This is a genomic window from Vibrio sp. OPT41 (genome assembly GCF_015163595.1).
Lineage (GTDB): Bacteria > Pseudomonadota > Gammaproteobacteria > Enterobacterales > Vibrionaceae > Vibrio > Vibrio alginolyticus.
Window position 1 is genome coordinate 349081 of sequence record NZ_JADDYH010000016.1, and the last position, 25075, is coordinate 374155.

Genomic DNA, 25075 nt, shown 5'->3' on the forward strand with positions numbered 1-25075 from the left:
ACGGAATTAAGAATCGATGAGTGAGTATAAAGATACCCTGAACTTACCTGAAACAGGGTTTCCAATGCGCGGCAACCTGGCCAATCGTGAGCCAGAAATGCTTAAGCGTTGGTACAAAGAAGATCTTTACGGTGAAATCCGTAAAGCTAAGAAAGGCAAAAAGTCATTCGTATTGCACGATGGCCCTCCTTACGCAAATGGTGACATTCATATTGGTCACGCACTAAACAAGATTCTTAAAGACATTATTATTAAATCCAAAACACTTTCAGGTTTTGACGCACCTTACATCCCAGGCTGGGACTGCCACGGTCTACCAATCGAATTAATGGTAGAGAAGAAAGTAGGTAAGCCAGGCCAAAAAGTGACAGCAGCGGAATTCCGCGAGAAATGTCGTGAATACGCAGCAGGTCAGGTTGAAGGTCAGAAAGAGAGCTTCAAACGTCTTGGCATCATGGGTGAGTGGGACAAGCCATACCGCACTATGGATTTCGCAACTGAAGCGAACATTATTCGTGCTCTTGGTAAGATTGCAAGCAATGGTCACCTTCTAAAAGGTTTCAAACCTGTTCACTGGTGTACAGACTGTGGTTCTGCTCTTGCTGAAGCGGAAGTAGAATACAAAGATAAAGTATCGCCATCTATCGACGTTCGTTTTAAAGCGGCTGACGAAGCGGCACTGCTATCTAAATTTGAACTGACAGAAGGTCATGAAGGTCACGGTGACGTATCTATCGTTATCTGGACAACAACACCTTGGACACTGCCTGCAAACCGCGCAGTATGTCTACGTGATGATCTAGAGTACGTGCTTATCCAAACAGAAGGCGACAACGCTGAGCGTATCATCGTTGCTGCTGAGCTAGCGAAAGACGTAATGGATCGTGCGGGTATCGAGCACTTCCACAACCTTGGCTTTGCTAAAGGTGCGGACCTAGAGCTTTCTCAATTCCAACACCCATTCTACGATTTCACTGTACCGGCGATCCTTGGTGATCACGTTACGACTGATTCAGGTACTGGTGTTGTTCACACTGCTCCTGGTCACGGTCAAGAAGACTTCGCGGTTGGTAACAAGTACAACCTAGAAGTAGCAAACCCAGTTGGCTCAAACGGTGTTTACCTACCAGATACAGAGCTATTTGCTGGTCAGCACGTATTTAAAGCGAACGATGCAGTAGTAGAAGTACTAAAAGAAAAAGGTGCACTACTACACCACCACGCTTACGAGCACAGCTACCCACACTGTTGGCGTCATAAGACCCCAATCATCTTCCGTGCTACACCTCAATGGTTCGTTTCTATGGACCAAGCTGGCCTACGTGCTAAAGCATTAGAGTCAATCAAGAATGTAGAGTGGATGCCTGAGTGGGGTCAAAGCCGCATCGAAGGTATGATCGAAGGTCGCCCTGAGTGGTGTATCTCTCGTCAACGTACTTGGGGTGTGCCAATTGCTCTGTTTGTTCATAAAGAAACAGCAGAACTTCATCCAAACACGCTAGAGCTGATCGAGAAAGTCGCTAAGCTGGTTGAAGAGAAAGGCATCCAAGCATGGTGGGATGTAGATGCCGCTGAACTACTAGGTGCTGACGTTGACCAATACGAAAAAGTGCTAGATACGCTAGACGTATGGTTCGATTCAGGTGTCACTCACTTCTCTGTTGTTGATGCTCGTGAAGAGTACAACGGCAACAGTGCAGACCTATACCTAGAAGGTTCTGACCAACACCGCGGTTGGTTCCAATCTTCTTTAATTTCATCTATTGCGATGAAAGACGAAGCACCTTACAAACAAGTACTGACACACGGTTTCGTGGTTGACGGTCAGGGTCGTAAGATGTCTAAATCTATCGGTAACGTGGTTGCGCCAAAAGACGTAACCAACAAGCTAGGTGCTGACATTCTTCGTCTATGGGTTGCTTCTACAGACTACACTGGTGAAGTTGCGGTTTCTGATGAAATCCTAAAACGCAGCGCAGATGCGTACCGTCGTATCCGTAACACAGCGCGTTTCTTCCTTGCTAACCTAAGCGGCTTCAACCCTGAAACAGACATCGTTCCTGTTGAAGAGATGGTTGCGCTAGATCGCTGGGCGGTTGGTCGTGCACTAGCAGCACAAGAAGAGATTGTTAAAGCATACGAAGAGTACAACACACACGGTGTAACTCAGCGTCTAATGCAATTCTGTTCAATCGAAATGGGCTCTTTCTACTTAGACGTAATTAAAGACCGTCAGTACACAGCAAAACGTGGCGGCAACGCTCAACGTAGCTGTCAGACTGCACTTTACTACATCGTAGAAGCGCTAGTTCGTTGGATGGCGCCAATCATGTCGTTCACTGCAGATGAAATCTGGAACGAAATGCCAGGTCAACGCGACAAGTTCGTATTCACTGGTGAGTGGTTCGACGGTCTATTCGGTCTTGCTGAAGGTGAAGAGCTGAACAACGAATTCTGGTCTGAGATCCAAGCGGTTCGTGGTGCGGTAAACAAACTTCTAGAAGATGCGCGTAAAGAGAAAACCATTGGTGGTGCACTACAAGCTGAAGTGACTCTATTTGCTGATGACGCACTAGCGGCGAAGATCAACAAACTTGAAGATGAACTGCGCTTTGTTCTACTAACCTCTGCGGCGAAAGTTAAGCCTCTAGGTGAGAAGACGGATGCAGCACAAGCCACAGATATCGAAGGCTTGTTTGTAGAAGTAGCAGCAGCTGAAGGCGAGAAGTGTGACCGTTGTTGGCACCACACGCCAGACGTAGGCACAATTGAAGGTCACGAGAAGATCTGTGGTCGTTGTGTGTCTAACGTAGACGGCGAAGGTGAAGTACGTAAATTCGCGTAATTGCCTAGAACGACTGAACTTTTTTTAAAATTAACAGCCCCAGTATTTACTGGGGCTGTTTGTAGGTAAAGTAATGAGTGAAAAAGCACTGACGTTAAAGCAATCTGGAGTTCGCTGGCTGTGGTTAGCAATTCTGGTATTTATTGCAGATATTGGCATCAAATTGGTGGTGATGGACAACATGGGCTACGGATGGGCAAACCGAATTGAGGTGTTGCCATTCTTCAACCTACTTTACGTTCATAACTACGGTGCCGCTTTCAGCTTCTTGAGCGATCAAGCTGGTTGGCAGCGCTGGTTATTTACAGGTATCGCGTTTGTTGTTACGGGTCTTTTGACCTACTGGATGAGTAAGCTTCCAGCAAAAGAAAAATGGAACAACATTGCTTATGCACTGATTATTGGTGGTGCAGTGGGCAACGTGTTTGACCGCGTCGTTCATGGCTTTGTTGTTGATTACCTAGACTTCTTCTGGGGTAACTACCACTGGCCAGCATTCAACCTTGCTGACATGGCGATCTGTATTGGTGCGGCAATGATTATTCTGGATGGCTTCCGTAAAAAAGACGCTGACAAGTAATCTTTTGCGGTATATCGAATAACCCTAAGCGTCGTCCGTTGATTCGAGCGATGCTTTTTATTATGTTGGAGCGCCAATCAGCATATCAATGTATAAAAAGACCAAGCTGACAGCGTAATAACCCAAGAACAAGGAAGCATTAACGTGACAACAATAACCAATGAATCTGTAGTAACCCTTCACTTTACGATTAAAATGAAAGACGGATCGGTTGCAGATAGTACTCATAACATGGGTAAACCAGCGAAATTTGTTATGGGTGATGGCAGCTTGAGTGAAAACTTTGAGCAGTGCTTGATAGGCCTCGAAACAGGCGCACAAAAAGCGATTGAGCTAAAGGCAGAAGACGCGTTTGGTATGCCAAACCCTGATCATATTCACTATATGGATCGCACTAAATTTGTAGGTGATGCAGAAGTGGAAGTTGGTACAATCATGGCCTTCAGTGGCCCTGATGGCATGGAAATCCCGGGCATTATTACAGAGATTGCAGGCGATTCAGTCACTGTGGACTTCAACCATCCTCTAGCGGGACAAGACGTGACTTTCGAAGTTGAAATTTTGTCAGTAGAATAGCGAACCCAATAAAGATAATTTCCATGAGCAATGAAATGAAAATCCTGTTAGCTAACCCACGCGGCTTTTGTGCTGGTGTAGACCGTGCGATTAGCATCGTAGAGCGTGCGCTAGAGATGTATCAGCCACCGATTTATGTGCGTCATGAAGTGGTGCATAACCGTTTTGTGGTTGAAGGGCTAAAACAACGTGGTGCTATCTTCGTTGAAGAGCTGCATGAAGTGCCAGACAACAACATTGTGATTTTTTCTGCTCATGGTGTATCGCAGGCGGTTCGTCAGGAAGCCAAGCTGCGTGATTTGACCGTATTTGACGCAACGTGTCCTTTAGTAACTAAGGTGCATATGGAAGTGGCGCGTGCGAGCCGTCGTAATATGGAAGTGGTTCTGATTGGTCACGCAGGTCACCCTGAAGTCGAAGGTACGATGGGGCAATACGCCAGTGAAACCGGTGGTATGTACTTGGTTGAAACTCCAGCCGATGTTGAGAAACTGAAGGCGATTGTGAAAGATCCATCCGATCTTCATTACGTAAGCCAAACGACGCTTTCTGTCGATGAAACTGCCGATGTTATCGAAGAGCTACGCCGCGTGTTCCCAGATATCCAAGGTCCACGTAAAGACGATATCTGTTATGCGACACAAAACCGCCAAGATGCCGTACGTGAATTAGCTGGTGACGTAGATGTGATGGTTGTGGTGGGTTCTAAAAACTCATCAAACTCTACACGTCTTAAAGAGCTAGCTGAAAAGCTAGGGACACCTGGCTACTTAACCGACTGTCCGGAAGATATCAAACCTGAGTGGTTTGAAGGCAAAACAAAGGTCGGCGTGACTGCGGGAGCATCTGCTCCGGAAGAGCTCGTTAATCAGATTCTAGAGCGAATCAAAGAACTCGTTGGTGCCGAAGCGGTTGATGAAGTACTTGGCCGTGAAGAGAATATGTTCTTTGAAGTACCTAAAGAACTGCAAATCAAGCAAGTGGATTAGTCTCCATTTATCGAATATTCAAAAGGCGACCTGTGGGGTCGCCTTTTTTACATCTCTCTTAACTCATTTAGGTAATCACGAATTTGGTCTTTTCCTAAACCATCGATAATCATATCAGACACCTTCGTGATTCTTCGCTCAAGCGATTGAGCAACCTTTTCGCAATGTGCGTACATGTCTTCATCAGAACCATCGGTCGGAAAAGCATCAACTTGCCAGTTTACTCGAACACCACCTGCAAGCCACTGAGGAGCGGTTTCTTGATGTAAAGAATCACAGAGAATAATAACGATGTCGGGAAGAAACTGAGTTCGCTCCTCCCATGAATGCGTGTGGATATGCGGAATGGGGAGTTGGTGGTCATCTAAATATTTTTGCACCACTGGGTGCACCTTGCCTGTGGGATGTGAGCCTCCACTGGTGACACTAAAATCTGCTGGCAGGATATTGGTTGCGATTGACTCCGCGAGGACGCTTCGTCCAGCGTTGTGCTTACATATGAATAAAACTTTATACATCATCGCCTCGTCTTTTCAGAGCGTCCTATTTATACGCTAGCGGAAACTCAGCGATGATGTGTGAAGTTTTTGTGTTAGTGGCTAATGCCGAGCATCTCTTTGAGCACCTTTAAGTAGCGGCGGCTTACTGGTATCTCAAAGCCTGTTTTGGTGATGATTTCCGCTAACCCATTTTCCAGTAACTTGATTTCGCTAATCGCTTTAATACTGACTAAGTATTGACGATGGCAGCGGACTAGAGGGGTTTTCTCTTCCAACGTTTTTAATGTCAGTTGGGTGCTCGCGGTTTGGCTGGTGGAGCGTACATGCACGCCGCTGATATCACTGTAAGCACATTCCACCGTGTCGGTGGCCATGATAACGATGCGGTTGTGTCCGATGCACGGTATCTGATCCAACGTGTCAGGTGTAATAGCAGACAGTTGTTGCGTTAGGGCGGATTGGCTAATGACTTTGTTTAGTCGTTTGACCGTTTTAGTTAACCGGCATGGGTCGACAGGTTTGAGCAAGTAATCAAAGGCATTGTCTTCAAATGCTTGAATCGCATACTGATCATAAGCCGTGACAAAAACCACATAAGGCATGGTTTCTGGATCAAGCATCCCAAGTAGTTCAATCCCCGTGACTTGAGGCATTTGGATATCGAGAAACACTACATCAGGCTTAAGTTCATTGATTTTTTTTAGGCCAAGGATTGCGTTTGAGGCATCGCCCACGACCTCAACTTGGCCTGTTTCATCCAGTAACTCTGCTAGCTCTTCACGAGCAAACTGTTCATCATCAATGACGAGTGCGGTTAACATCCAACATTACCTTTATTGCTTCAGCGTGCTTTTATGATTTTGGGGGAATGATAAAGCTCATTTTAGTAAATTGATGTGGCTCGCACGTAATTTTTAGCGCTGCATCACGTCCAAATTGATTAGTGAGACGTTTGTCGACAATTTCTAAACCTAGCCCTGAGTGGTTTTCTTTTGGCGGTTCAAAACTGCCTGCGTTGTCTTCGACGGTAATCAAGTGACCTTGTGGGTGTGCTTCGCTGTATATATGAACTTTACCACCTTCAAGCATGTTTGAAATGCCATGCTTAATGGCATTCTCAACCAAAGGCTGGAGTGTAAAGCTTGGTAATTTGATGTCCAGCAATTCAGGTTGAATATCGATTTCAACCTCTAAGCGGTCCGTAAAACGCGCTTTTTCGATGCTCAAGTACGAGTTCACATGTGCAAGCTCTTCCTTTAGCGTCACGGTATTAATGTTCTGCTTTAAATTGCTGCGGAAGAAGTGCGATAAATTTTGGATTAGCTCGCGCGCTTTGTCAGGGTCACGACGAGTAATCGCACTAATAGTATTGAGTGCATTAAACAAAAAGTGTGGATTCACCTGAGCGTGAAGCAATTTTATTTCTGCTTGGGCGAGTAAGGCTTGTTGTTGTTGGTAATCGCCATAAAGGATTTGGCTAGATAGAAGCTGGGCTATTCCTTCCGCCATCGACATGTTGGCCGTCGAGAACAATTTACGCTTCGGTTCATACAGCTTTATGGTACCAATGACCTCTTTCCCTGCACGCAGTGGGATGATCAGCGCAGATCCGAGCTTGCAATCTTTTGCAATGGAGCATTGGTATGGACGCTCCGCGCCATCAAGATAAATGATGTCGTTTTTCTCCATGGAGTCTAATGTGCTTTGCGATGAAATCGGCGTGTTTGGTTTATGGTGATCATCGCCAATGCCCACAAACGCCAAGATCTTTTCTTGGTCAGTAATCGCGACAGCGCCCACTTTGGTTTCTTCGTAAATAATACGTGCGATTTTCTCTGCGTTTTCGGTGTTGAAGCCGTTGCTTAGAATTCCCACTGAGCGATCAGCAATGGTGAGCGCTCGACGCGAAAACGTCGCAGAAAACTTTTCAAAGATTGCTTTTCTGTCTTGCAGGATACTCATGAACAACGCCGCACCAAATGAGTTCGCGATGATCATAGGCGCTGCAATAGCGGACACCAGTTCATAGGCTTGATCAAAAGGTTTCGCGACGGCGAGCAGCAAAATCATTTGCACCACTTCTGCAACAAACGTGACGCTGAATACAACGCTTGGATTAAACAGCAATGCGCCTTTATTTCGCTTGATAAGGTAAACGTGGAGCAAGCCACCAATTACGCCCTCGGCGGTGGTTGAAATTGCACAGGCTAGGTCGGTAAAGCCACCAAGAGAGTATCGATGGATGCCACCAGTAAATCCGACGGCGAAACCTACAACAGGTCCACCAAACAGCCCGCCCATAACTGCGCCGATCGCACGAGTATTGGCAATAGCATCGTTGATGTGCAGACCGAAATAGGTGCCGAGAATACAAAAGCCAGAGAAGAGTACGTAACAAATTAGGCGGTGGCTTAAGCGCGAAGAAATACTCAGCAAAGGTAAGATGATTGGCGTTTTACTTAGCATGTAAGCCAAAACTAAGTACACACACATCTGTTGTAAAAGGGAGATGACCAGTTCCATAGTGAACCTAACCTAGAATCAATGTTGTTATTGTATACCTAAGTAACCTCAAGATGCTTGGCTCAGATAGATAAGAACAGCTAAGTAAATGATGCTGCGCTGTGCTTTCTGAGTCTTAAAGTGACTTGGGTATAAAACAAAAAGAGCCTGCAATTGGCAGGCTCCTATCTTAGTCACTCAGATGTGACGAGTATTACGCTGTTTCTGATACGGCTTGTGGTTTCTCTTCGTCAGCCAGTTCAGTTTCACCTTTACCCTTAGAGGTTTTGATAACGTAACCTGTCACAGCTAGGGCAAACACAATACCTACGATAGTTGATAGTTGCATTGGCAGACCAAAACCTAGCGAGCTGTTGTTTAAGATGAACGTGACACATACCGTGGTCATGAAGATAGCTGGGATAGTGGTAATCCAGTGCAGCTTGTTGTGACGCAGTAGGTAAGCGGACGCAGTCCAAAGCATCATTACCGCTGTTGTTTGGTTTGCAAAACCGAAGTAGCGCCAGATAATGCCGAAGTCTACTTGAGTTAAGATACCGCCGATAACGAACAGTGGAAGTGCCATCAGTAGACGGTTACGTAGCGTTTTTTGTTCCATGTTGAAGTATTCAGCAAGGATCAAGCGGCTTGAACGGAACGCTGTATCGCCAGACGTAATTGGTAGGATAACCACACCCAGGAACGCAAGGATACCACCGAACACACCTAGCAGACCAAATGATGCGCTGTATACCACGTTACCAGGGCCACCGTTTTTCACAGCTTCTGATAGAGCGTCTAGAGAGCCGAAGAAAGACAGAGCGATAGCACACCAAATTAGCGCGATAACACCTTCACCAATCATTGCACCGTAGAATACGAAGCGACCGTTTTTCTCATTTTCCATACAACGCGCCATCAGTGGAGACTGAGTTGCGTGGAAGCCAGAGATAGCGCCACATGCGATAGTGATGAACAATGCAGGCCATAACGGCATGTCATTTGGGTTGAGGTTAGAGAACATGTCCGAAACTTGGAAGTCACCCATTACTGTGTGTTCGCTAGAGAAAGCAACGGCTGTCATTAGACCAACAGACATAAAGATAAGTAGGGCGCCAAACAGTGGGTAGAAACGACCAATGATTTTATCGACAGGAACAATCGTCGCAATGATGTAGTAAGCAAAAATAGCAATAACCATTGTAGTCATGCTTACGCTCAAGCTTGTTTGATCATTGATGAGGTTAGTAATCATGCCAGCAGGGGCTGAAACGAACACTACGCCAACTAGAAGCAATAGGACAATGGCAAAAATATTCATAAAGTGTTTTGCGCCATTACCTAGGTAGCGACCTGTAATGGTAGGTACAGATGCACCGCCGTTACGCACTGAAAGCATGCCTGAGAAGTAATCGTGTACTGCACCAGCAAAAATACAACCGACTACAATCCAAAGCATCGCCGCAGGACCGTATAGTGCCCCCATGATCGGGCCAAAAATTGGACCAACACCTGCGATGTTAAGTAGTTGAACTAGGTAAACTTTCTTTGTTGACATTGGAACGAAGTCAACACCGTCCGATTTGGTGTGAGCTGGCGTTTGGCGTTTTTCATTGATGCCGAAAATCTTCTCGACGAAAGCGCCGTAGATGAAGTATCCGCCGATTAGGGCTGCGACACAGGTTAGAAACCACATCATAGCAATTGTCCTTGGTCTTAGTTGGGTAGGGTAATTTTTTAATCTCAGGATGCATGTTATGCGTCACTTGTGTTAAATGCATTCGGTTAGTAGATGAGTGGTCGAATAGAGCACTGAGTGGTCGATATGCTGCTTGAGCGGTTTTTAAAAATGGCGAAAGGTTGATGACAGTCTTGAGCGGCTGATTTGAGTCATCAGTGGTTAAATCTGCAAGCTCAGCGGCAAGCGCCAATAATTAGTGGTAAGCTTATTTTTGAAAACAATTACTTAAGGAAGAACCATGAAAAAGGTAACGGTAGGTCTGGCACTGGCTTTACTTGCAGGATGCACAGCAACGACAGCAGATCTTGCCAAGTCGGGAGATTGGCATCAGATCGGATATCAAGATGGCATAACCGGACACACATCGCGCACGATGAGCGAGCTTCGTGAGTTGGGTAGTGTTAAGCAAAGTGACTACGACCAAGGTTATTTAGAAGGTTTACGTGAGTACTGTAATCCTGCTTTTGCGTATCAAATGGGGTTATCTGGTCAGTATTACGAAGGGGTTTGTGAAGGTACTGAGCAAGCGCAAAAATTCCGCATGGAATGGCAACGTGGTTGGAATGAATACTCAAATTAATAGTCAATAAAGCCGTTGTTACACTGTCTGCATCACATAAATGTGGCAAAATCTTCCTTATTAAACTATGTTCATATTGCTTGATAGTGAGCACAGAAAAAAAGGAATCACATTATGTCAACGCAAATGGCTGGTGGCTGGAGTCCATTTCATGAACTCACAGCAGAGAATAAAGAAGTATTTGCTAAAGGTATCGAGGGGTTTGTCGGTGTCAAATACTCCCCTTTGGTTGTGGCTACTCAAGTCGTAGCCGGACAAAACTATGCGTTTTTCTGTAATGCAGAAGTTGTCTACCCTGGAGCACAACCATACCCAGCAATGGTTCATATGTTCAGTGACCTTGAAGGTAAAGTCGGTATTACTCACATTGAACGATTGAACTACTAAATTGAGCCAAAAAGGCGCCTGACTTTTAAATAAGTGAGGCGCTTTATTGATTAAGATTGATTAGTTTGCGCGATCACGACTTTTCTTAAATATCCTTGCTTGGCGTTCAGTTGCTCAGTCGCGCTTTCTCTATCCAGCCCGGTTAAAATCATCAAAATCGCTAACTTGGCGTCGTAGTCCGTTTCTTTGAGCGCCGTTTTAGCCTCTTGGTTAGTACAATCTGTTGCTTGCATAACAATACGAGCCGCTCTTGCAACTAGCTTTGCATTCGTCGCTTTCACATCTACCATTAAGTTCTGATAACTTTTGCCTAGGCGAATCATGCTTGCGGTAGTGAGCATGTTCAGTACGAGTTTTTGTGCCGTCCCTGATTTTAAGCGAGTGGATCCCGTTAACGCTTCAGGTCCAACAACGGGGCTAATCGCAATATCAGCAATATCTGCAATCGGAGAGTCAGGGTTACAAGATAGTGCTACAGTGGTGGCACCAAGCTCGTTCGCATACTCTAAGCCACCAATCACGTAAGGTGTTCGTCCACTTGCCGCAATACCAACGACGACATCGCGTTGTGTTAGCGTATTCTCTTTAAGATCTTGCTCGCCCAATGCTGGGTCGTCCTCCGCCCCTTCTTTTGCACGGAACATTGCCTCTTTTCCACCGGCAATAATACCAACGACCATCTCTGGATCTGTGCCAAAAGTTGGTGGGCATTCTGAAGCGTCCAAAACGCCAAGTCGACCACTGGTACCCGCACCGATGTAAAACAACCGACCTCCGACCTTAAATGCTTCCGTGATCTTATCAACGGCTTCAGCGATCTCAGGCAATACTTTTTCAACGGCAAGAGGAACGAGTTTGTCCTGTTGGTTGATGCGTTGAACAATATCGAGAGAAGGCAGCAAGTCGATGTCCATGGTGTCTGGGTTTCGCCCTTCAGATACCAGATGGGATAAAGCTGCGATAAGTGCATCGTTTGTCATAATGAATTAAGCCTTTTTGTTTAGGATCTATTGCCCTTAATTTTTTGAATAGAGTACACCCAGTGAAGCGAGACGACTTGCCCCCGTAACTTCCGGTAAGTTGCTAGGGAGGCCGTGAATATGGCGCTGCGCAAGCCAAGCAAACGCCATTGCTTCCATGTAATCGCCATCAACGCCTTTTTCTGCCGTTGTCGCAACGCTCCATTGTGGCAATAACTTGGCTAGTCGCTGCATCAAAAGTGGGTTTCTTGCTCCACCGCCACAGACCAATAGTTGAGGTGTGATGCCATGAGAAAACTTGTCGACTTCGTTGGCAATGGTAATTGCAGAATACTCGCAAAGTGTACGTTGTACGTCTTCGATTGGTAAATTGTGATGGGCCAGTTGTTGATGCAGCCAGTCAATATTGAACAGTTCTCGCCCGGTACTTTTAGGGGCAGGCATGGCGAGGTAAGCTTCTTTGAGTAATTGAGTCAACAAAGTAGCGTTTACCGTTCCTTTAAGTGCAAATTGTGCATCTTCGTCGAAGCTTTGCCCAGTATGCAGCGCACACCATGCGTCCATCAACATATTGCCCGGGCCTGTGTCATAGCCAATGACTGGTTGTTCTGGATGCAGTACCGAGATATTGGCAATGCCTCCAATGTTAAGTACCACAGTTGTGGAATCCTGCATCGCAAAAATGCTTTTATGGAAAGCAGGGACGAGTGGGGCACCTTGTCCACCTAGCGCCATGTCTTTACGACGAAAATCCGCTACCGTATCAATGCCTGTCTTGACCGCGATAATGTTGGCATCGCCCAATTGAGTGGTAAACGGCAAGTTTCCGGTAGGCTGATGGAACACTGTTTGACCGTGATTACCAATCGCACGAATTTGCTCTGCGACGTAACCAGACTTATTGAGCAGCTGTAACACGGCATCTGCAAATAGGTGGCCGAGCTGGTGGTCAAGTTCACCTATGGCTTTTAAATTTGTTGCTTGACCGGTACAAACAGATAACAGCATGTCTTTTAGTGCTGCGGGCATTGGGTAGTCGTCGTGCGCAATCAGACGAACGTGCTCATCGCTTATTTCAACTAGAGCGGTATCAACACCATCCATACTCGTTCCAGACATCACACCAATGTACAGTTCGTTAAATTTCATAGCCGATCTCGTCAATTCTTCATTCACTTATTGTAAAGCAAATCTGAAGCGAATAACCTCATCGAATACGAGATATTCAGCCGATTTTGAGGAGAAAACATGGGACCGTTATGGGTTGACGTTGCGGGGTATGAACTGACCGCTGAAGACAAAGAAATCTTGGAGCATCCTACGGTTGGTGGCTTAATTCTATTTGCTCGCAACTATCATGATAGCGAACAGCTTCAAGCACTTACTCAATCCATCCGAAAGGCGGCTAAGCGCCCGTTTTTGATCGGTGTGGATCAAGAAGGCGGCCGAGTGCAGCGCTTTCGTGAAGGTTTCTCATTAATTCCTGCTGCTGATGAGTACGCTAAACATCAAAATGGCGAAGAGCTTGCTCGTATGGGCGGTTGGTTAATGGCAGCAGAGCTGATTGCCCATGATATTGATTTAAGCTTTGCCCCGGTACTTGACCAAGGCCATCAATGTAAAGCGATCGGTAACCGTGCATTCGGTGAAGATGCCGATACCATTCTTCGCTATAGCACTGCTTATATGCAAGGAATGAAGAGTGTTGGCATGGCAACGACAGGCAAACACTTCCCTGGACATGGTGGCGTGATTGCAGACTCACATCTAGAAACACCATACGACGAGCGCAGTGATATTTTTGAACAAGATATGGCGATCTTCAAAGCGCAAATTGATGCCGGTATTTTAGATGCCATGATGCCTGCTCACGTGATTTTCCCACATTATGATGCTCAACCAGCCAGCGGTTCTGAATACTGGTTAAAACAGGTTCTGCGTCAGCAATTGGGTTTTAAAGGTTTGGTTTTTTCGGATGACTTGACCATGGAAGGCGCTGCGATTATGGGCAGCCCAGCCGAGCGAGGTGCTCAAGCATTGAGAGCTGGCTGCGATATGTTGTTAATGTGTAATAAACGAGAAGCGCACGTTGAAGTATTAGACAACTTACCGGTTTCAACCGTGCCACTCGCGGATGGATTACTGAAAAAACAGTCATTTTCTCCAAGCGAACTTAAGCTATCTCAAGAGTGGAAAGCGGCGAGTGAAGCGATGAAACGCTTGACTAGCTAAACCTCTTGTAAAAGATTCAAAACAGCGATTAGAAGCCAAAGTTAATTATGCTTTGGCTTTTTATTTAACTGTAAACTTTAATTTACAATAAATGTTTTTTATTCTGTACGCTTGTTTTTCTTTTTTAGCCTGTTATCTTGTCGTTAAAGCTTAGTTGTCTCACCAAGGGTTTGGTTGGGTGTAAAAATAAATATACAGGTTAGAGTTATGCAGAAAAGTGAGTTGAGCAATATTAATATTATCGAAGAACAGGTTCTTATTACTCCGGAGGAACTAAAAACCAAGCTTCCTTTGAGTGAAAAAGCACGTCGCTTTATTCAAGAGTCTCGTCAAACTATCGCTAATATTATTCACAAGAAGGATCACCGCCTGCTTGTTGTATGCGGTCCATGTTCTATCCACGACGTAGAAGCGGCGAAGGATTACGCAAAGCGCCTTAAAGCACTCTCTGAACAACTAAGTGACCAACTGTATATTGTTATGCGTGTTTACTTTGAGAAGCCGCGCACCACGGTCGGCTGGAAAGGCCTGATCAATGACCCACACCTAGACGGCAGTTTCGATATTGAACACGGTCTGCATGTTGGACGCGAACTTCTGGTGGAGCTGGCAGAGATGGAAATCCCGCTCGCGACTGAGGCTCTAGACCCAATTAGCCCACAATACTTGGCGGATACTTTTAGCTGGGCAGCCATCGGTGCTCGTACGACGGAGTCACAAACTCACCGTGAAATGGCAAGCGGCCTGTCTATGCCAATCGGTTTTAAGAATGGCACGGATGGCAGTTTGGCAACCGCAATCAACGCGATGCAAGCTGCGTCCTCTAGCCACCGTTTTATGGGAATTAATCGTGAGGGACAAGTCGCACTATTAACCACCCAGGGCAATGCTAATGGACATGTGATCTTACGTGGCGGCAAGCAAACTAACTACGATTCGGTATCAGTCACTGAGTGTGAGCAAGAGATGGCGAAATCTGGTCTTGATGCTTCATTAATGGTGGATTGCAGTCACGCCAACTCACGTAAAGATTACCGTCGCCAGCCATTAGTCGCGGAGGATGTGATTCATCAAATCCGTGAAGGCAATAAATCTATTATCGGTCTTATGATTGAAAGCCATATCAATGAAGGAAATCAATCTTCTGACGTAGCTCTTGAAGAGATGAAATACGGTGTATCTATCACTGACGCATGTATCAATTGGGATTCAACTGAGGCACTATTACGTCATGCACATGAAGAGCTAGTGCCTTTCTTAGAAAATCGTCTAAAGGCTAATTAATACAGGATTTAAGGAACATCAATGGCAGTTGAACTTAACGCATTACGCGATCAGATTGATGCAGTCGACAAGCAAATGTTGGAGCTATTGGCTCAGCGTTTAGCGCTCGTAGAGAAAGTTGGGGAAGTAAAAAGCGAACATGGTTTGCCAATTTATGCTCCAGACCGCGAAGCGGCGATGTTAGCTTCTCGTCGCGCTGAAGCTGAAAAAATGGGAATTCCTCCACAGCTTATTGAAGATATTCTGCGTCGAACAATGCGTGAGTCTTATGCCAGCGAGAAAGATTCCGGTTTTAAGTGTTTGAACCCTGATTTACGCTCAGTTGTTATTATTGGTGGTAATGGTCAATTGGGTGGCCTGTTTGGGCGTATGTTCAAATTGTCGGGCTACCAGGTCAAAGTTCTCGGCAGTAAAGACTGGGATCATGCGGACGAGATTCTAGACAACGCGGGTTTAGTCGTGGTCACGGTGCCGATTCATCTAACGGAAGGGGTGATCGAAAAACTGGGGAACTTGCCGCAAGACTGTATTCTGTGTGACCTGACTTCTATCAAGTCGAAGCCTCTGCAAGCAATGTTGAATGTGCACCAAGGTCCTGTGGTTGGTTTACACCCAATGTTTGGCCCAGATGTTCCGAGCCTTGCCAAGCAGGTTATTGTGTACTGTGATGGCCGTGGTCACGAGCATTACCAATGGCTATTGCAACAGTTTGGGATTTGGGGCGCAAGCTTGTGCCAAATCGATGCACAAGAGCACGATCATGGCATGACGTTGATTCAGGCGCTGCGCCACTTCACGTCGTTTGCTTACGGTATGCACCTTAGCAAAGAGAATCCGAACATCGATCAGTTGTTGAAGTTAAGCTCGCCAATCTACCGCCTTGAATTGGCGATGGTGGGACGACTGTTTGGTCAGGATCCGAACTTGTACGGTGATATCATTTTCTCTTCTCAAGAGAATATCGATATGATCAAGCGATTCCATCAGCGTTTAGGTGATGCGGTAGCGATTCTGGATAGCAGAGACAAAGCGCGATTCATCGAAATCTTTAAGCAGGTGAGTGATTGGTTTGGTACTTATTCTCAACAATTTATGAATGAGAGCCAAAACTTACTCAAACAGGCGAATGATAATATTCATCGCGGCTAATCACGGGTCATTTAGCCGTGCAGAGTCCGAAACAAAAAGAGCAGCGTAAGCTGCTCTTTTTCGTGTTGATGGACAAATCAGTTCGTCGCAGTATTACTCGTATCTTCACTTGATACTGTGTTGATACTGGTATCGCGATAGGGTGAATTGGTTAAATTGACTTGTAGACGTACAACGTTATCAATCAATTGAACCAAAGGTCCCCATTTCACTTTTTTCTCTTTTTCAAAGACGTCATTGAAGTTTTCTGGCGTCCACTCCATTAAGTATTGAGGGTTGAGTGCTCGTCCGAGGAAGCGTACTTCATAGTGCAAGTGTGGCCCTGTGGAGTTGCCAGAGTTACCGCATTGAGCAATGATGTCGCCTTTACTAACAAACTGACCGCTTTTCACTTTGAAGCGTTGTAGATGAGCAAAGGAGCTCATAAAGCCAAATGAGTGACGAATGGTGACATAGTTACCATAACCACGATTGCTCGGGCGAACGGTTTCCACCACACCGTCAGCCGGTGCCAGGATCTCTTCTCCTCTTTTACAAGTCAGATCGATACCAGTATGAACATGTCTCTTACCTGAAATCGGATTAATACGACTGCCGTAAGAAGAAGAAATACGTTGGTATGTGACTGGACTGTCATTTGGTATCAAACGGAACATCGTCGCTCGAACAGCAGAATCGATAGCGGCTGCGTCAATTCGCTCCTCTAACCCCATGCTGTTCTCATCGATCATCAACTCTTCGTCTGCGAGACCTAAAACCGATTCAACGTCGAATACCCGTTTGCCCAATAGCTGAATTTGATTGTTTTTGTCAGTCAAAGACTGGGAAAGTGAATGATTGGTATCAAGCTGCTCTTCGTAAAGAGCCGTCACTTCGGCCTTTTCACTTTCCAGTTTGGCGATGATTTGTGTTAGTTCGTCTTTATTGTGCATCTGCTGCTGATTAAGGTACCACGCGCCACAAACGACGGCGGGTAATGCCAATACTGAAGCAAATACTGCTAGGACCGAACTGCGGCCCAAATAGAACTGCTGATCGCCGTCTTTCGTCGGGATCTGCATGATGATTTTTTTAGACATAGTTATTGTTACTTAAATAGGCGTTCATTTATTTTTCTCCTAAAAACCAGAGAGGTGCTCTAACTCTCGATTCAGAAGGTCGTTATTGCCTACATTCAATTCTATAAATCGTTTTAGTTGGCTAATGCTTTCGATGTCTATCTTAGCGATCTTCAACCTCACCTCACACTTAGAGACATTCACAATTTGCGCTTTTAACGTAATCACTTGTTCGGATTGATCAAATGAAAAAGTCACATGGACTGGAAGGGTTGGATCCAAAGCCTCAGTCTCTTCCACTTTCATGAGTAAACCATGCAAGGAAAGATCTTGAATCCTAGCTTCAATTACCAAGTCACGTTGTTCTATCTTAGCTGGAGCTTGATGGAGAATACGTGAAAAGCGTCGTCTCTCTGTCATATGAATATTCTCGTCAGGTCGTCAAACAGAATTGAATAGTATATCAATACGAACAAAAAATGTTCGATTGTTGTTTGAAAAGTGTCGAGGTCGCTACAGAGTGACGTAAGTGCTATGTCATGTTCTTAACGAACGAGACGGGCTAATGAGCTCTTTTTATAACAAAGAAAACAAAGGCCGCTATGATAGCGGCCTTTGTACAAATTACAATCAAACTTTGTGGGTTGCGATTACTTCGCAATACGCTTGTATTTGATACGGTGTGGTTCTGCGGCTTCAGGACCCAATGTTTTCTTCAACCAATCCATGTACTCTGTGTAGTTACCTTCGTAGAAGTTAACTTGGCCTTCGTCACGGTAGTCAATGATGTGGGTTGCGATACGGTCAAGGAACCAGCGGTCGTGCGAGATAACCATTGCACAACCAGGGAACTCTAGTAATGCTTCTTCTAGAGCACGCAGTGTTTCAACGTCAAGGTCGTTGGTTGGTTCGTCGAGTAGCAACACGTTGCCGCCCGCTTTAAGAAGCTTCGCAAGGTGGACACGGTTACGCTCACCCCCCGATAGTTCACCAATAATCTTTTGTTGGTCACTGCCTTTAAAGTTAAAGCGTGAACAGTATGCACGAGCTGGGATTTCGAAGTTGTTGATCTTAATGATATCAGCACCTTCAGAGATCTCTTGGAATACGGTTTTAGAATCGTCCATGCTGTCACGGAACTGATCGACAGATGCTAGTTTTACTGTATCGCCCATCTCAATTGTGCCCGAGTCTGGTTGTTCAGTACCACTTAACATCTTGAATAGCGTCGATTTACCTGCGCCGTTAGCACCGATGATACCAACAATTGCACCTTTAGGGATGCTGAATGACAGGTCATCAATTAGAACTCGACCGTCAAATGACTTGGTCAGGTTCTTCACTTCAATAACCTTATCACCTAGACGCTCACCTGGTGGGATAAATAGTTCATTGGTTTCATTACGTTTTTGATGATCAGAGCTTTGCAGTTCTTCAAAGCGAGCCATACGTGCTTTTGACTTCGCTTGACGACCTTTAGGGTTTTTACGTACCCACTCAAGCTCTTTCTCGATAGTCTTTTGGCGAGCACTCTCTTGGGAGGCTTCTTGTTGTAGACGAGCGTCTTTTTGCTCCAGCCATGAGGTGTAGTTGCCTTCCCATGGGATACCTTCACCACGGTCCAGTTCTAAGATCCAGCCCGCAGCGTTATCTAGGAAGTAACGGTCGTGGGTGATGGCTACTACGGTACCAGTGTAATCCACTAAGAAGCGCTCTAGCCAAGCCACTGATTCTGCATCTAGGTGGTTGGTAGGTTCATCAAGCAGTAGCATGTCTGGCTTAGAAAGTAGCAAGCGACAAATAGCCACACGGCGGCGTTCACCACCTGATAGGTGCGCAATTTTTTGGTCCCATTCAGGTAAACGAAGTGCGTTTGCCGCACGCTCAAGCGCATTTTCTAGGTTGTGGCCATCTTTCGCTTGGATAAGGGCTTCTAGCTCGCCTTGCTCTTTTGCAAGTGCGTCGAAGTCTGCATCTGGTTCAGCGTATGCTGCGTAGACTGCGTCCAAACGTTTCAGAGCGTCAGCAACGTCAGCAACCGCTTCTTCAACAACTTCACGAACGGTTTTTGATTCGTCTAATACTGGTTCCTGAGGTAGGTAACCTACGTTTAGACCAGGTTGTGGACGCGCTTCACCGTCGATATCCGTGTCGATACCTGCCATGATACGTAGCAGTGTGGATTTACCTGCACCGTTCAGACCTAAAACACCGATTTTCGCACCAGGGAAGAAGCTCAGAGAGATGTCTTTAAGAATTTGACGCTTAGGTGGCACAATTTTGCTCACCCGCGACATGGTATATACGTATTCAGCCATTGCCGATCGTTCCTAAATTAACTGTCATTCAAACCCATCATTTTATACCAAGTGCTTTGTTTTTGTTACCGCATTGCAAGAATTTCCCTAACGAATGGATTTCTTATTTTGAGCTGACCGGAAACTTACACGGTTAGGGTATACACTTTTGTTATTCGTTAAGAATGACGAAGTGTTTTCTATGCGAGTTAGAAACGCTTTGTCTCCATCGTCTTAAAAGTTTGACGAGTACAATTTTTAATACACTAAGTTGCTTTACATGGACATCTGCATTCTGTGTAAATAGATGCATGTGTGAAAATTGCCTTAACATCACATGAACTCTAACAAAACTAGGCTTTAGGGCAGTATATGTCTGGGGAAAATGACACAAATGAGATTCAACGTATCTGAATTGGCTAAAAACGTATGCTGCGCCGCCGCGTTGTGTGCTATGAGTTTGAGTGCTAATGCCGCGCTGAGTTTGGAAAAGCAGCGCGAAGTATATGAGCAAGCTCAAGATTTATTAGATAAAAATGACATCGACGGATACCTTTCGATTCGTCCTAAAATTTCTGACTATCCACTAACGCCTTATGTGGATTACCGCACTTTTATTAGACAGTTACCGGAAAAGTCACCACAACAGGTGAACGAGTTTATTTCTGAGCACGAGTCTTTTCCATTTTCTCGTCGAGTTCGCGCTCCATACCTCAATCATCTTTATAAGCAAAAAGATTGGAAAACCATTACTGAGTTTCAAAAAGTCATTCCTAGTGGTGAGCGTTACCAATGTATTTTCTACGTCGCTCAATTAAAGCAAGGCAAGAAAGTCGCGGCGTTTAAAGGGGCTGAACATATGTGGTTACGTGGCATCAGCATTGCTGATGAGTGTGACCCATTATTTGAAGCATGGGACAAGGCGGGTGAGCGTACCGATGAACTGATTCTACAGCGTATGTTACTGGCGTTTGATGCTCGTAATGGCGGTTTGATGAGTTACTTGCTCAAACTGCCTAAATCAGCGCAGGCAAAGCAACAAGCCAAAGAAATGAAAGCGTTGTTTGATAATCCTTCAAGTGTTGCGGAATTCGCGAAGAAAAAACCTGCGAATGATTTTAATCGAGCGCAAAGTGAATATGCGTTAGAAAAGTTGGCTCGTATGAACACTAGCCAAGCTCAAGGTGCGTACGATGCTGTCATTAAAGGACAGAAGTTTTCTCCAGAAAAAGCGCAAGAACTTGCCGACTATATTGCATTTCGATTGACTCGTACGGAGTCTGAGTCATTAGCTAAATGGCGCGATGATAAAACGAAAACCAGTCAGTACTTACCGTTGATTGAAACACGTATCCGCTTAGCGATTCAAAATGCAGATTGGAAAGGCGTACAAGAGTGGATTGCTGTTCTAAATAAAGAAGAACAAGCCACGCTACGCTGGCAATATTGGCTTGGAAGAAGTGAAATAGCGTTAGGTGATGACATCGCGGGGAAACAGCGTTTAGCAACTCTGCTTGGACAACGAAACTTCTACAGTGTGGCTGCCGCCAATGCAATCGGACAATCAATCAAATACCCAACGCATACGGTTAAGTTGGATAAGAAAGTTGTTCAACCCTATCAAGACTCGCTAGCTCGTATCGAAGAGTTGATCGCGACGGATAAAATCGCAGCAGCGAAGAGTGAATGGGCACACTTACTGCGCCGCGTAGGAAAAGATGAAAAGGCGATGTTGGCGGCTTATGCATCATTTAAACGTTGGCATCACCTAACGGTGACCGCGAGTATTCAAGCGCAGATGTGGGATAATATCGAACTTAGGTTCCCAATAGCACACCGCTGGTGGTTTAACTTTTATGCGAAAAAGCACAACATTGATCCCGTCACGATGATGTCTCTCGCTCGACAGGAAAGTGCGTTAGATGTTGAAGCCCGCTCTCCAGTTGGCGCTCGTGGTCTTATGCAGATCATGCCTGCGACGGCGAAGTACACGGCACGTAAATATAAGTTGAGTTATCAAGGTACGCAGGATCTCTACAATGTAGGAAAAAATATCGAAATTGGTAGCCATTATTTGCAAGGTTTATTAGAGGATTACGATAATAATCGTATTTTTGCTCTTGCTGCTTATAATGCAGGTCCTAACAGAGTAAAAACGTGGCGAGAGCGTACCCAAGGAAAAGTGGATGCTTATGCCTTTATTGAGGCAATTCCATTTAAAGAGACGCGCGGTTATGTACAAAACATCTTGATGTTTGAAACATACTATCGTGATCTTTTGGGTATCGATGGCGCGTTCTTGAATCAACATGAGATCAATACCAAGTATTGAGTGAGGTAACTTGATGTCGCACGAACCCGAGTACAAAGACTGGCAACAGATTATTGAGCTAATTCGAACAAGTATGGGCACCCAGCAAGATGACATGCTGTTAACTATGCTGATGTCACGTGATGAGAGAGAGTCATTAATATCACGCGTTAATATAATTAACGAACTTCTTAAAGGAGAATTATCTCAACGTCAGATCAGTCAGATGCTTGGTGTGGGCATTGCCACCATTACTCGTGGCTCTAACGAACTAAAGTCGAAATCTGATGAAGAAAAAGACAAGTTGAAAGTCTTGTTAGAACAAGTTGCGGTATCTAAGTAGACAGTATATCCAATTTGCTTTTAGGCCTTGGTGTTACAAGTGACTAAGATAACGTATTACAAAGGGCGGAAATATCCGCCCTTTTGCGTATCTAGAGACTAGGCTGAGTGTTATAAATTTGAAGGAAAATGCTCAGGGTTTGTGAATGGAATTAAAGCCAGAATCAAGGCTTGGTGATAGACCGAGCTTCGAGTTAGCTGGTTTTGGGTTAGCAGGCTAATAGCGCCACCTTTCTGTTTGATATTATCAGTACCAAACACTTCGTCCATTACATCTCCCAATTCATTCGCATCCTTGAGTTTTTCCAAGACTTTTGGCGGCAACATTAAGCTTGCAGAACGAGATTCACCGCGGTGAGTCTCTGATTCAACCACCATCCAAGCAAACGTCACGTTTGCTGCAATTCCCGCTTCGAGACCGACATAGTAATCCGCGTTTGGCATCTCTACTTTTGCGTTTTTAACGCGGTTTAGCGCACCACGATGAGTTTCTTCATTCGTCATGGGCTGATCTGCGACCTCACTCGGTACACTGACGCCAACGAAGTTGAATTCTTGATGCGGAAATGCATTACGAAATGCACTTTGAACTGCATTAATTTTGGCTGGGTTTAGCGATGCGATTACGACTTTTTGGGTTGCCATGATCTTTTTACTCACTGGTGTCTATTAACTCAATTTTACTTGCGTAGGCTTTACGTTCTCACTCGGGTAACAGCCTAATACTTTCAAGTGCTTAGTGATTTTTGTTAGCTCTTCAAGTGCCTGTTGCATTTCTGTAGAAGCAAGATGTGATGTCAAGTCTACGTAGAACATCTCTTCCCACGGGTTCCCCATAATTGGGCGTGATTCCAGCTTGGTCATATTGATGCCGTAACGTTGCAGCACTAATAGTGTTTCAACCAATGAGCCTGCCTCTTGGGAGGTCGACATGATCAATGTGGTTTTTGCTGGAATCTGAGTAGAAACTTCAACCGGTTTACGAGCAACCACGATAAAGCGAGTATGGTTTTCGGTTTGGTTTGCGATGTTGCCTTGAATTGCTTGCAAGCCATATAGCTTACCGCTTGATGCATTACCAATTGCAGCTACATCATCACGATCCATCTCTTGGACTTTCTGCATTGCATCTGCTGTGCTCGCGCAGGACTCCAGCTTTACTCCTTTCATACGGCTTAAAAACTCACTGCACTGTTGGTGTGGCTGAGGGTGAGAATACAGCGTTTTAATATCTTCCAGACGAATGTCTTTTTTCGCAACCAAGCAGTGTTCGATTGGTTGAGTTAGCTCTCCAACGATGTAAAGCGTCGTGTGTTGTAGTAAGTCATACACTTCATTAATAGAGCCTGAGCTGGTGTTTTCGATTGGCAGAACGCCATAATCAGCATGGCCAGATTCAACCGTTTGAGTCACTTCTTTAAAGTGCTCGCAGTTGAGCTCGATAAGCTCCGTATTTTTACGACTGAAGTATTCGCGACTTGCCAAGTGCGAATAAGAGCCTTTGGCTCCTAAAAAAGCGACGCGAGCGAGTGGCTTACGGCTTTGCTGTGGGTTAACGAGATTTTGCAGATAACTTTGTTGAAGCAGAACTGAGTCTTCAATGATGGTATGGAAAAGCTTGGTGATGTACTGCGCGTCAAGTTCGTATTTATCTTGGCCATTAGAAATCAGCTTGACCAATAATTGCTGTTCACGGACGGCGTCGCGAACAGGCTTTGAGGTTTGTACTTTGCTTTTGGCTACTTCAATGCTGAGTTTACGGCGCTCAGACAATAAGCTGAGAAGTTGGTCATCCAACTCATTCAAGCGTAAACGAATTTCTTCGAGGGAAATAGGTTGGTCAGTCATCAATTCTTTCCTTATAAAAAAGCCTCCCGATTTGGGAGGCTTTCTGTTTGTTTTTGACTTTTCTTTCACAAACGAGTTCGCCCCTCCAACTATGGGAGGAAAAAGAAGTCAAAAATAAACAGTGAGGTTAAATGCATAAATAGTGCTTAATTTATGAGTGTTTAAACACAATAAGCAAGGCTGGGGAGAGCGTCAAGCAAAAAAATAGCGCCTTTCGGCGCTATTTCCTCAATCTGTTCAGTTTACTCTTCTTCTTCCACTAGCTCAGGCTTACTTGCACGTCGAGCTTCAGGTTTGTGGGTCAGCTTGTTCAATTGTCGTTCTAGTTTTTGCTCCACTTCGTTGATAGCTGCGTAAAGATCTTCGTGAGTTGCTGAGGCAATGAGCTGGCCTTTAGGAACTTTGATAACCGCTTCGAATTTCTTCTGTTTGTTTGGTTCCTCACTGAAAGTTGCTTGGCAACCAATTAGGTCTACTTGCCATTTCTCCAGTTTTTTAAATTTGCTCTCAATATGAGCTCGGATTGCAGAGGTGATTTCGATGTTTTTGCCAGTGATATTCATTGTCATAAGTGTTTTTCCTCTGTTGCATCCCTCATGGGTTGAGTTCAGATTACCGCTTTAAGCATAAAAAAATGTGATTCAGATCATTATTTTGCTCGGGTTTTTTATGATGAAAAATGAATGTGATCTCACTCAAGAACTTCTGAGATTTATCGTGAAATTGCTTGTTATCGGTTAGTAAATCCGTAGATTGGATAGAGTACTCAGCTGAAAACGGCCTCGTTTTTAGGGAAGTTTTACGGCCTAATATTTGAGGTGGTTAAAATTTAACTACACGTAAGGTGTGATGACGATCACTGAGTCTCTCCAAT

General features: G+C 45.1%; 23 protein-coding genes and 1 other annotated feature. Of the genes, 11 read left to right on the forward strand and 12 right to left on the reverse strand.

Going from position 1 to position 25075, the window contains the following annotated elements; translation table 11 throughout:
• The first annotated feature begins 16 nt into the window (after window positions 1-16).
• The 4 genes from ileS to ispH all read left to right on the forward strand — a co-directional run bounded on the left by ileS (window position 17) and on the right by ispH (window position 4990).
• A complete protein-coding gene (gene ileS, locus IQP38_RS10380; protein ID WP_017636166.1) occupies window positions 17-2845 on the forward strand; it encodes an isoleucine--tRNA ligase in 2829 nt (942 codons plus the stop codon).
• Between the two features lie 73 nt (window positions 2846-2918).
• Window positions 2919-3425, forward strand: a complete 507-nt coding sequence (gene lspA, locus IQP38_RS10385) for a signal peptidase II (RefSeq protein WP_005385948.1) — start codon at window positions 2919-2921, stop codon at window positions 3423-3425.
• A 144-nt stretch (window positions 3426-3569) separates the two neighbouring features.
• Window positions 3570-4001 carry an FKBP-type peptidyl-prolyl cis-trans isomerase gene (gene fkpB / locus IQP38_RS10390; protein ID WP_005381922.1) on the forward strand — a complete coding sequence of 144 codons (432 nt, stop codon included), beginning with the start codon at window positions 3570-3572 and terminating at the stop codon, window positions 3999-4001.
• A 23-nt stretch (window positions 4002-4024) separates the two neighbouring features.
• A complete protein-coding gene (gene ispH, locus IQP38_RS10395; protein ID WP_017636164.1) occupies window positions 4025-4990 on the forward strand; it encodes a 4-hydroxy-3-methylbut-2-enyl diphosphate reductase in 966 nt (321 codons plus the stop codon).
• A gap of 47 nt (window positions 4991-5037) precedes the next feature.
• On the opposite strand, the gene IQP38_RS10400 is transcribed toward ispH, so the two are convergent.
• The 4 genes from IQP38_RS10400 to IQP38_RS10415 all read right to left on the reverse strand — a co-directional run bounded on the left by IQP38_RS10400 (window position 5038) and on the right by IQP38_RS10415 (window position 9691).
• Window positions 5038-5511: a low molecular weight phosphatase family protein gene (locus tag IQP38_RS10400; protein ID WP_033906110.1), complete on the reverse strand. Its 474-nt coding sequence runs from the start codon at window positions 5509-5511 to the stop codon at window positions 5038-5040.
• A 71-nt stretch (window positions 5512-5582) separates the two neighbouring features.
• Complete coding sequence (gene btsR, locus IQP38_RS10405) at window positions 5583-6311, reverse strand: two-component system response regulator BtsR (RefSeq protein ID WP_005381917.1); 729 nt, start codon at window positions 6309-6311, stop codon at window positions 5583-5585.
• A gap of 31 nt (window positions 6312-6342) precedes the next feature.
• The gene (locus IQP38_RS10410) at window positions 6343-8013 is read right to left on the reverse strand and encodes a sensor histidine kinase (RefSeq protein WP_005381915.1); all 1671 of its coding nucleotides are present in this window, start codon (window positions 8011-8013) and stop codon (window positions 6343-6345) included.
• Window positions 8014-8206: 193 nt separating this feature from the next.
• Entirely contained in the window at window positions 8207-9691 is a 1485-nt protein-coding gene (locus tag IQP38_RS10415) for a carbon starvation protein A (protein WP_005381914.1), read from the reverse strand.
• Window positions 9692-9971: 280 nt separating this feature from the next.
• On the opposite strand from IQP38_RS10415, the gene IQP38_RS10420 reads away from it, so the two are divergent.
• Window positions 9972-10313: a DUF2799 domain-containing protein gene (locus IQP38_RS10420; protein ID WP_005381912.1), complete on the forward strand. Its 342-nt coding sequence runs from the start codon at window positions 9972-9974 to the stop codon at window positions 10311-10313.
• A 114-nt stretch (window positions 10314-10427) separates the two neighbouring features.
• Complete coding sequence (locus IQP38_RS10425; RefSeq protein ID WP_005381911.1) at window positions 10428-10700, forward strand: hypothetical protein; 273 nt, start codon at window positions 10428-10430, stop codon at window positions 10698-10700.
• A gap of 50 nt (window positions 10701-10750) precedes the next feature.
• On the opposite strand, the gene murQ is transcribed toward IQP38_RS10425, so the two are convergent.
• Together murQ and IQP38_RS10435 are read right to left on the reverse strand one after the other, a co-directional pair.
• On the reverse strand, window positions 10751-11680 hold the full coding sequence (gene murQ, locus IQP38_RS10430) for an N-acetylmuramic acid 6-phosphate etherase (protein ID WP_017636161.1): 930 nt from the start codon (window positions 11678-11680) through the stop codon (window positions 10751-10753).
• 36 nt (window positions 11681-11716) lie between these two features.
• The gene (locus IQP38_RS10435; protein ID WP_053304359.1) at window positions 11717-12829 is read right to left on the reverse strand and encodes an anhydro-N-acetylmuramic acid kinase; all 1113 of its coding nucleotides are present in this window, start codon (window positions 12827-12829) and stop codon (window positions 11717-11719) included.
• A gap of 99 nt (window positions 12830-12928) precedes the next feature.
• On the opposite strand from IQP38_RS10435, the gene nagZ reads away from it, so the two are divergent.
• From nagZ to tyrA, 3 genes are all read left to right on the forward strand, one after another.
• The gene (gene nagZ / locus IQP38_RS10440) at window positions 12929-13912 is read left to right on the forward strand and encodes a beta-N-acetylhexosaminidase (RefSeq protein WP_005381905.1); all 984 of its coding nucleotides are present in this window, start codon (window positions 12929-12931) and stop codon (window positions 13910-13912) included.
• A 207-nt stretch (window positions 13913-14119) separates the two neighbouring features.
• Complete coding sequence (locus IQP38_RS10445) at window positions 14120-15196, forward strand: 3-deoxy-7-phosphoheptulonate synthase (RefSeq protein ID WP_017636159.1); 1077 nt, start codon at window positions 14120-14122, stop codon at window positions 15194-15196.
• 21 nt (window positions 15197-15217) lie between these two features.
• On the forward strand, window positions 15218-16345 hold the full coding sequence (gene tyrA, locus IQP38_RS10450; protein ID WP_193837558.1) for a bifunctional chorismate mutase/prephenate dehydrogenase: 1128 nt from the start codon (window positions 15218-15220) through the stop codon (window positions 16343-16345).
• A 77-nt stretch (window positions 16346-16422) separates the two neighbouring features.
• Here tyrA and IQP38_RS10455 read toward each other — a convergent pair whose 3' ends face one another.
• The 3 genes from IQP38_RS10455 to ettA all read right to left on the reverse strand — a co-directional run bounded on the left by IQP38_RS10455 (window position 16423) and on the right by ettA (window position 19721).
• Window positions 16423-17424, reverse strand: coding sequence for a M23 family metallopeptidase (locus tag IQP38_RS10455; protein WP_053304360.1), 1002 nt, complete (start codon window positions 17422-17424; stop codon window positions 16423-16425).
• A gap of 39 nt (window positions 17425-17463) precedes the next feature.
• Window positions 17464-17823 (reverse strand): PilZ domain-containing protein, encoded by a 360-nt coding sequence (locus IQP38_RS10460; protein ID WP_017636157.1) that lies wholly within the window; start codon window positions 17821-17823, stop codon window positions 17464-17466.
• Between the two features lie 230 nt (window positions 17824-18053).
• Window positions 18054-19721 carry an energy-dependent translational throttle protein EttA gene (gene ettA / locus IQP38_RS10465; RefSeq protein ID WP_005381894.1) on the reverse strand — a complete coding sequence of 556 codons (1668 nt, stop codon included), beginning with the start codon at window positions 19719-19721 and terminating at the stop codon, window positions 18054-18056.
• A 364-nt stretch (window positions 19722-20085) separates the two neighbouring features.
• Between ettA and sltY the strand changes: the two genes are divergently transcribed.
• Together sltY and trpR are read left to right on the forward strand one after the other, a co-directional pair.
• The gene (sltY, locus tag IQP38_RS10470) at window positions 20086-22032 is read left to right on the forward strand and encodes a murein transglycosylase (protein ID WP_031812891.1); all 1947 of its coding nucleotides are present in this window, start codon (window positions 20086-20088) and stop codon (window positions 22030-22032) included.
• A 13-nt stretch (window positions 22033-22045) separates the two neighbouring features.
• Window positions 22046-22354, forward strand: a complete 309-nt coding sequence (gene trpR / locus IQP38_RS10475; protein WP_005381892.1) for a trp operon repressor — start codon at window positions 22046-22048, stop codon at window positions 22352-22354.
• A 110-nt stretch (window positions 22355-22464) separates the two neighbouring features.
• Here trpR and yjjX read toward each other — a convergent pair whose 3' ends face one another.
• From yjjX to hpf, 3 genes are all read right to left on the reverse strand, one after another.
• Window positions 22465-22998, reverse strand: a complete 534-nt coding sequence (gene yjjX, locus IQP38_RS10480) for an inosine/xanthosine triphosphatase (protein WP_017636155.1) — start codon at window positions 22996-22998, stop codon at window positions 22465-22467.
• Window positions 22999-23022: 24 nt separating this feature from the next.
• Window positions 23023-24201, reverse strand: a complete 1179-nt coding sequence (pheA, locus tag IQP38_RS10485; protein WP_017636154.1) for a prephenate dehydratase — start codon at window positions 24199-24201, stop codon at window positions 23023-23025.
• A gap of 12 nt (window positions 24202-24213) precedes the next feature.
• Window positions 24214-24335 (reverse strand) — a sequence feature (Phe leader region).
• Window positions 24336-24443: 108 nt separating this feature from the next.
• Window positions 24444-24770: a ribosome hibernation-promoting factor, HPF/YfiA family gene (hpf, locus tag IQP38_RS10490; RefSeq protein ID WP_005381889.1), complete on the reverse strand. Its 327-nt coding sequence runs from the start codon at window positions 24768-24770 to the stop codon at window positions 24444-24446.
• Window positions 24771-25075 lie beyond the last annotated feature (305 nt).

Excerpts from the sequence above, each read along its gene's own strand:
- IQP38_RS10435 (WP_053304359.1), bottom strand. The coding sequence starts at position 12,829 with ATGAAATTTAACGAACTGTACATTGGTGTGATGTCTGGAACGAGTATG.
- IQP38_RS10420 (WP_005381912.1), top strand. The coding sequence starts at position 9,972 with ATGAAAAAGGTAACGGTAGGTCTGGCACTGGCTTTACTTGCAGGATGC.
- ispH (WP_017636164.1), top strand. The coding sequence starts at position 4,025 with ATGAGCAATGAAATGAAAATCCTGTTAGCTAACCCACGCGGCTTTTGT.
- IQP38_RS10455 (WP_053304360.1), bottom strand. The coding sequence starts at position 17,424 with ATGTCTAAAAAAATCATCATGCAGATCCCGACGAAAGACGGCGATCAG.
- yjjX (WP_017636155.1), bottom strand. The coding sequence starts at position 22,998 with ATGGCAACCCAAAAAGTCGTAATCGCATCGCTAAACCCAGCCAAAATT.
- IQP38_RS10445 (WP_017636159.1), top strand. The coding sequence starts at position 14,120 with ATGCAGAAAAGTGAGTTGAGCAATATTAATATTATCGAAGAACAGGTT.
- IQP38_RS10460 (WP_017636157.1), bottom strand. The coding sequence starts at position 17,823 with ATGACAGAGAGACGACGCTTTTCACGTATTCTCCATCAAGCTCCAGCT.
- IQP38_RS10425 (WP_005381911.1), top strand. The coding sequence starts at position 10,428 with ATGTCAACGCAAATGGCTGGTGGCTGGAGTCCATTTCATGAACTCACA.
- pheA (WP_017636154.1), bottom strand. The coding sequence starts at position 24,201 with ATGACTGACCAACCTATTTCCCTCGAAGAAATTCGTTTACGCTTGAAT.
- nagZ (WP_005381905.1), top strand. The coding sequence starts at position 12,929 with ATGGGACCGTTATGGGTTGACGTTGCGGGGTATGAACTGACCGCTGAA.
- btsR (WP_005381917.1), bottom strand. The coding sequence starts at position 6,311 with ATGTTAACCGCACTCGTCATTGATGATGAACAGTTTGCTCGTGAAGAG.
- murQ (WP_017636161.1), bottom strand. The coding sequence starts at position 11,680 with ATGACAAACGATGCACTTATCGCAGCTTTATCCCATCTGGTATCTGAA.
- ileS (WP_017636166.1), top strand. The coding sequence starts at position 17 with ATGAGTGAGTATAAAGATACCCTGAACTTACCTGAAACAGGGTTTCCA.
- lspA (WP_005385948.1), top strand. The coding sequence starts at position 2,919 with ATGAGTGAAAAAGCACTGACGTTAAAGCAATCTGGAGTTCGCTGGCTG.
- IQP38_RS10410 (WP_005381915.1), bottom strand. The coding sequence starts at position 8,013 with ATGGAACTGGTCATCTCCCTTTTACAACAGATGTGTGTGTACTTAGTT.
- IQP38_RS10415 (WP_005381914.1), bottom strand. The coding sequence starts at position 9,691 with ATGATGTGGTTTCTAACCTGTGTCGCAGCCCTAATCGGCGGATACTTC.
- IQP38_RS10400 (WP_033906110.1), bottom strand. The coding sequence starts at position 5,511 with ATGATGTATAAAGTTTTATTCATATGTAAGCACAACGCTGGACGAAGC.
- sltY (WP_031812891.1), top strand. The coding sequence starts at position 20,086 with ATGACACAAATGAGATTCAACGTATCTGAATTGGCTAAAAACGTATGC.
- tyrA (WP_193837558.1), top strand. The coding sequence starts at position 15,218 with ATGGCAGTTGAACTTAACGCATTACGCGATCAGATTGATGCAGTCGAC.
- trpR (WP_005381892.1), top strand. The coding sequence starts at position 22,046 with ATGTCGCACGAACCCGAGTACAAAGACTGGCAACAGATTATTGAGCTA.
- hpf (WP_005381889.1), bottom strand. The coding sequence starts at position 24,770 with ATGACAATGAATATCACTGGCAAAAACATCGAAATCACCTCTGCAATC.
- ettA (WP_005381894.1), bottom strand. The coding sequence starts at position 19,721 with ATGGCTGAATACGTATATACCATGTCGCGGGTGAGCAAAATTGTGCCA.